The following is a 5,657-nucleotide window of genomic DNA, read 5'->3' on the forward strand; positions in this document are numbered from 1 at the left end:
GCCATCTGGCCGCATCAGCGCATTATCAAAGCGTGAATGCATCCCTTGGAATACCAGCGGGATTTTTCCGGTTGGGCCATTGCGGTGCTTACCCAAGATACATTCAGCAATGCCTTTAAATTGGCTATCTGGATTGTAATATTCATCACGATACAAAAACATAATCAAGTCAGCATCTTGCTCAATCGCCCCCGATTCGCGCAAATCGGACATCATTGGGCGTTTGTCGGTACGTTGCTCGACCGAACGGCTTAACTGCGACAGCGCAATAATTGGGCATTTGAGTTCGCGCGCCAGACCTTTGAGTGAACGTGAAATCTCTCCGAGTTCAGTCGCACGATTTTGGTCTTTTGCGCCCGAGCGCCCCGCCATCAATTGCAAATAGTCGATCACAATCAATCCAAGCTGACCGCCGCATTGCCGTGCCAAACGTCGTGATTTAGTGCGGATATCCAGCGCGGTGAGCGCGCCGGTTTCTTCAATAAAAATCGGCGCTTCAGACAGCTTACCCACGGCATGCGTAAGGCGCAGCCAATCGTCGTCTTCAAACTTACCGGTTTTAAGCTTATGCATATCGATCTTGCCCACCGAACCGACCATCCGCATCCCCAATTGCGCAGCGCCCATTTCCATTGAGAAAATCGCTACTGGCAATTTGCTATCAATGGCGACGTTCTCAGCAATATTGATCGAAAACGCCGTTTTCCCCATTGACGGACGGCCAGCAACAATAATCAAATCACCGCCTTGTAGGCCGGAAGTCATTTTATCCAGATCGATAAAGCCGGTCGCCGTGCCGGTAATTTCAGATGGATTGTCTTGTTGGTACAAATAATCGATGCGCTCGACGATTTCTTTCAAAATCGGCGGCATGGCAAAAAAGCCTTGGCTACCTTTTTGTGATTGCTCGGCAATCATAAACACCCGCGATTCGGCCTCATCGAGTAATTGCTTGGCGTCCCGCCCATTGGGGAAAAACGTCGCATCGGCGATTTCTGTCGCTACGCTAGCGAGCTGACGCATCACTGACTTTTCGCGCACGATTTCGGCGTAACGACGAATATTGGCGGCCGAGGGGGTGTTTTGTACCAAGGAGCCTAGATAGGCGAGCCCACCGACATACGTTAAGTCATTGGTAGTATCGAGCGACTCTTTCACCGTGATCACATCGGCTGGGCGATTGTGCTCAACCAATTTAATAATGGCTTGATAGATACGGCGATGGTCTTCACGATAAAAGTCTTGATCACCAATAATATCGGCAATCTTGTCGAAGGCCTGATTGTCGAGCATCAAACCACCGAGCACCGATTGCTCCGCTTCAACCGAGTGCGGCGGAATCCGATAGACCGCTGTTTCATCATCGGCATGCGAATTAGCGCGATAGCTCGCTTGCATCTCGTTCACTTGGTCAGGATAATCAGTCATTTCTCAATCACAGGGTAGATTAGTTCGCTATTTTACCCCTTCAAAGCCATGCAGTGTTTACGCAAATCAGTTCTTGTCTCCCATTCCGCCCAAGAAATGTTCGATTTAGTCGATCGCGTGGAAGATTACCCACGATTTTTACCTTGGTGCGGCGGTGTCGAAGTACACGAACGCTCAGCACAGATCTTAGATGTCACCATCAAAATCGAATTTTTAAAAGTAAGTACGTTTTTTCGCACCCGTGACACCAAAACCGAAAACGAAATCGTCATGCATTTTGTCGACGGCCCATTTAAGGCCCTCACCGGCGTTTGGCGCTTTACGCCGCTGATGGAAGACGCCTGCAAAGTCGAATTTTCACTCGATTATGAGTTTTCCAATCGGGCTTTGGACGCCATTATCGGGCCGGTATTTGGCAAGATTACGTCAACCTTTGTCGATGCTTTTGTCAAAGAGGCCGACCGAAAATTTGGCTAATCCGAGGTATTTGCTGCCAAAGCGCTCACCGCCTAAGCCAGAGCGCAATACTGACTAGATCAATAAATCGCAGGCCAATCGCCTTAAACCGTATTTAGAACACAACACAAAGACCGCTATGAGTGAACTCATCACCGTTGAAGTGGTTTATGCCACGGCAAAAAAACAAAAACTACTCAGCATTAAAGTGCCTGTTGGCTGCACCGCACAACACGCCATCGAACAATCCGGTTTATTGCTGGAGTTTCCCGAAATTGATTTAAGCCAACAAAAAATCGGCATTTTTGCTAAAGCCGTCAAGCTCGACACCGTGCTACGCGACAAAGATCGGGTTGAAATCTATCGCCCACTGATTGCCGACCCGAAAGAAGTCCGCCGGCAACGGGCGCAAGCGGGCAAGGCCATGAAAAAAGGCGGTGGCGACGCTGAGTAATTCGCCCAGCAAGCCCAAGACCGGCGCACTCTGCTCAATCAAGGTGTCGCAACTGCGCTGCAGTTTTTACTTGGCCATGAGCCGGCCATCACCGCCGGCGCAAGTAACAGCCAGCCCAATGCAATCGACTAAAAACCGAATAAAGTCGCGCATTGGCAGCCGTTTTATCGTCAAAAACCAAGCCACAGCAAGCTGACTAGCGTCGCCAGTTAAGGGCTGAACGGTGGCGATATACCCCTTGCGGGTATGTCACATCCAGCCTACTATACCCCCATGAGTCAAACCCTGAACCCATTAGCCAGCAACACTTCCATCGATATACCCATCGAGGGCATGACTTGCTCTGCCTGCGCTCAGCGGATTGAAAAGGTACTCAATCGCTTAGAAGGTCTTCAAGCGAGTGTTAATTTTGCTAGCGAGACGGCGCAAATTAATAGCAGCAATCCCACCATTCAAATCGCCCCCATTATTCAAGCGATTGAACACGCCGGCTACCAAGTGCCGCGTCAGCAGCTTGAACTCCCTATCGAAGGGATGACCTGCAGCGCTTGCGCGCTGCGGCTAGAGAAAGTCCTCAATCGACTGCCCAATTTAAGCGCCCAAGTTAATTTTGCCAATGAAACCGCCCAAATCAGCGCCCCACGCGGCCTGATTGATTTAGCTACGGTGAAAGCGGCGATTGAAAAAGCCGGCTTTTCCAGCCCAGCAAGCACCGCCATCAATACCGCACCCCCAACCGAAACACCTTGGCTGTTTATCATTGCCATCGTCTGCACTCTGCCCTTTTTAATTGAAATGGGCGGCATGCTATTTGGCCGACATGGTATTTTGCCTTTTGCCGTGCAATTTGTGCTCGCCAGCATGGTGCAATTTATTCCTGGCTTGCGGTTTTATCGCGGGGCTTATTTTGCGCTGCGCGGTGGTGCCGCCAATATGGATGTGCTGGTGGCGCTCGGCACGTCGATGGCTTGGCTGTATAGCTGCTGGGCTTGGTATGCTGGGCGACATGATCTGTATTTTGAAGCCAGCGCGGCGATTATTACTTTAGTCATGCTGGGTAAATGGCTAGAAAGCCGGGCCAAACACAAAACCGCCAGCGCCATTAGCGAATTACTGGCGCTACAGCCGCAAACCGCCCGAGTTGAGCGCAATGGACAATGGCTAGAACTGGCGATTACCAATATCCAGCAAGGCGATATTTTAATGGTGCGCGATGGTGAAAGCATTGCCGTCGATGGCGTGATTCTCAGTGGCAGCGTTGCGGTTGATGAAGCCATGCTGACCGGAGAATCCATCCCTGCCAGCAAAACCATCGGTGAGACTGTGTTTGCCGGCACCCGCAGCAGCCAAGGCAGCATTACCATCCGGGCCAGCAGCATTGGCGCAGACACCCAATTGGCCGCGATTATTCGTATGGTGCGCCAAGCCCAAGGTAGTAAAGCGCCAATTCAACGCTTGGCCGATCAAATCGCCGCTATTTTTGTGCCGGTGGTGCTGATCATTGCCCTAGTGACTTTTATTGCCACTTGGCTGGTATTAAATGATCCAACCACGGCTTTAATTCACGCGATTGCCGTCTTAGTTATTGCTTGTCCATGTGCGTTGGGATTAGCAACCCCGACCGCGATTATGGTCGGTGTGGGGCTCGGTGCCAAAAACGGCTTATTGTTTCGCAATGCCAGCGCTTTGGAATTGGCCAGCCATATCGACACCTTGATTGTCGACAAAACCGGCACACTCACCGAAGGCAAGCCCAAGGTCAGTCAAATCCATTTAGTCAATGGCACTGAAGCAGATTTGCTTTTACAAGCGGCTAGCATCGAAGCCCACTCGCAACACCCTTTGGCGCACGCCTTAATCAGCGAAGCCCAAACGCGGCAGCTCGTCTTGCTGGTCGCCAGCGAGATTCACACGGCAGTGGGTCTTGGTATGTCGGCACAAATTGGCAACGATCAGTTTAAAGTCGGTCGCCCAGACTGGGTAAGCCCGCTTAATGCCGCACAAAAATCGCAACTTGAGGCCATGACGCAAGCCGGACAAACCGTGATCGCGCTGGCTAAAAATGATCAATTGCAAGGCTTTATCGGCCTAAAAGACACGCCGCGCATTGATGCAAAAGCCGCCGTCAAATCCTTGCAACTAGCCGGCATCAACATCATTATGCTCACCGGTGACAACCCCGCCACGGCAGCAGTGATTGCCAATGAGCTGGGCATCACGACGTTTCAAGCGCAAATGAGCCCCAAAGACAAAGCGGCACTGATCACTCAGTTGCAAGCCCAAGGCCGGCATGTGGCCATGGCGGGGGACGGCATCAATGATGCGCCCGCTTTGGCGGCAGCCAATGTGAGCTTTGCGATGCAAAGTGGCGCTAGCATCGCGATTGAAACCGCCGACATCACGCTAATGCGCAACGATATTGCACATATTGCGGCGGCCATTAGCCTATCGAAAGCCACGATCCGTAAAATTCGGCAAAATTTATTTTTTGCCTTTATTTATAACGTCTTAGGCATTCCTGTTGCCGCCTTAGGGCTACTCAACCCGATTGTTGCCGGTGCCGCAATGGCGATGTCGTCGATTTCGGTGGTCAGTAATGCATTGCTATTAAAACGCTGGAAAAGCTAAGGAGTTGCGATGGAAAGCATCGATATTCAAATTGACGGCATGACGTGCGGCGGCTGCACTGCTGGCGTAACGCGTGTTCTGCAAGCCGTGACAGGGGTGCAGTCGGCCAATGTCACACTCAAACCCGGCGCGGCACATATTGTGTTCGACGCCCAACAAACCAGTCGCGCCGCACTGGAATCAGCCATCGAGGAAGCCGGATATGACATCAAGCATTAAAAAGACGCAAGACAAAACCCAGTTGCCGCGCCCTAATCGCGACTTACTGATCAAGCGACTTAACCGCATCGTCGGCCAAGTTTCGGGCATCACCCGCATGGTCGAAGAAGAAAAATACAGTGGCGACATCCTCAATCAAGTGGCAGCAGCCCGCTCGGCGCTGGATGCTTTAGGTCTGATTTTGCTTGAACAACAAACCCAAGACTGCATCGCCCAAGCGCTTAAAACCGGCCAAGGTGATGAAGCTGCGGCGCAATTGATGCAAGTGGTTAAAAAAGTGCGCGGTTAAACATTTGAGTTAATCTCGCCACGACATGGTGGCGCGCAGCAATAAGGGTATTGCTTTGTAGTGCATGAATCATCATGCCTACCAAGCAATACCCTTTATTTTTTGGCAATGTTCAGATTACGTGTTGATGGTTTTAAGTGCCTGCGGCACATTGTTTTACAGTCGCAGTCCGCGACGGGGACC

The 5,657-nt window shown here is 51.3% G+C and carries 6 protein-coding genes; 5 read left to right on the top strand and 1 reads right to left on the bottom strand.

Going from position 1 to position 5,657, the window contains the following annotated elements; genetic code table 11:
- The coding region (gene dnaB, locus Q0V82_RS16260) for a replicative DNA helicase (RefSeq protein WP_374758561.1) at nt 1-1,428 on the bottom strand (1,428 nt) is incomplete at its 3' end.
- A gap of 48 nt (nt 1,429-1,476) precedes the next feature.
- On the opposite strand from dnaB, the gene Q0V82_RS16265 reads away from it, so the two are divergent.
- The 5 genes from Q0V82_RS16265 to Q0V82_RS16285 all read left to right on the top strand — a co-directional run bounded on the left by Q0V82_RS16265 (nt 1,477) and on the right by Q0V82_RS16285 (nt 5,474).
- A complete protein-coding gene (locus tag Q0V82_RS16265; RefSeq protein ID WP_297577454.1) occupies nt 1,477-1,905 on the top strand; it encodes a type II toxin-antitoxin system RatA family toxin in 429 nt (142 codons plus the stop codon).
- 118 nt (nt 1,906-2,023) lie between these two features.
- Nucleotides 2,024-2,338, top strand: coding sequence for an RnfH family protein (locus Q0V82_RS16270; protein ID WP_297577457.1), 315 nt, complete (start codon nt 2,024-2,026; stop codon nt 2,336-2,338).
- 273 nt (nt 2,339-2,611) lie between these two features.
- A complete protein-coding gene (locus Q0V82_RS16275; protein WP_297577460.1) occupies nt 2,612-4,966 on the top strand; it encodes a heavy metal translocating P-type ATPase in 2,355 nt (784 codons plus the stop codon).
- A 9-nt stretch (nt 4,967-4,975) separates the two neighbouring features.
- Nucleotides 4,976-5,185 carry a heavy-metal-associated domain-containing protein gene (locus tag Q0V82_RS16280; protein WP_297577463.1) on the top strand — a complete coding sequence of 70 codons (210 nt, stop codon included), beginning with the start codon at nt 4,976-4,978 and terminating at the stop codon, nt 5,183-5,185.
- Nucleotides 5,169-5,474: a metal-sensitive transcriptional regulator gene (locus Q0V82_RS16285; protein ID WP_297577466.1), complete on the top strand. Its 306-nt coding sequence runs from the start codon at nt 5,169-5,171 to the stop codon at nt 5,472-5,474. The genes Q0V82_RS16280 and Q0V82_RS16285 overlap by 17 nt, the downstream gene beginning before the upstream one ends.
- Nucleotides 5,475-5,657: the final 183 nt, after the last annotated feature.

This window comes from uncultured Deefgea sp. (assembly GCF_947072475.1).
GTDB lineage: Bacteria > Pseudomonadota > Gammaproteobacteria > Burkholderiales > Chitinibacteraceae > Deefgea.

Excerpts from the sequence above, each read along its gene's own strand:
- Q0V82_RS16280 (WP_297577463.1), top strand. The coding sequence starts at position 4,976 with ATGGAAAGCATCGATATTCAAATTGACGGCATGACGTGCGGCGGCTGC.
- Q0V82_RS16265 (WP_297577454.1), top strand. The coding sequence starts at position 1,477 with ATGCAGTGTTTACGCAAATCAGTTCTTGTCTCCCATTCCGCCCAAGAA.
- Q0V82_RS16270 (WP_297577457.1), top strand. The coding sequence starts at position 2,024 with ATGAGTGAACTCATCACCGTTGAAGTGGTTTATGCCACGGCAAAAAAA.
- Q0V82_RS16285 (WP_297577466.1), top strand. The coding sequence starts at position 5,169 with ATGACATCAAGCATTAAAAAGACGCAAGACAAAACCCAGTTGCCGCGC.
- Q0V82_RS16275 (WP_297577460.1), top strand. The coding sequence starts at position 2,612 with ATGAGTCAAACCCTGAACCCATTAGCCAGCAACACTTCCATCGATATA.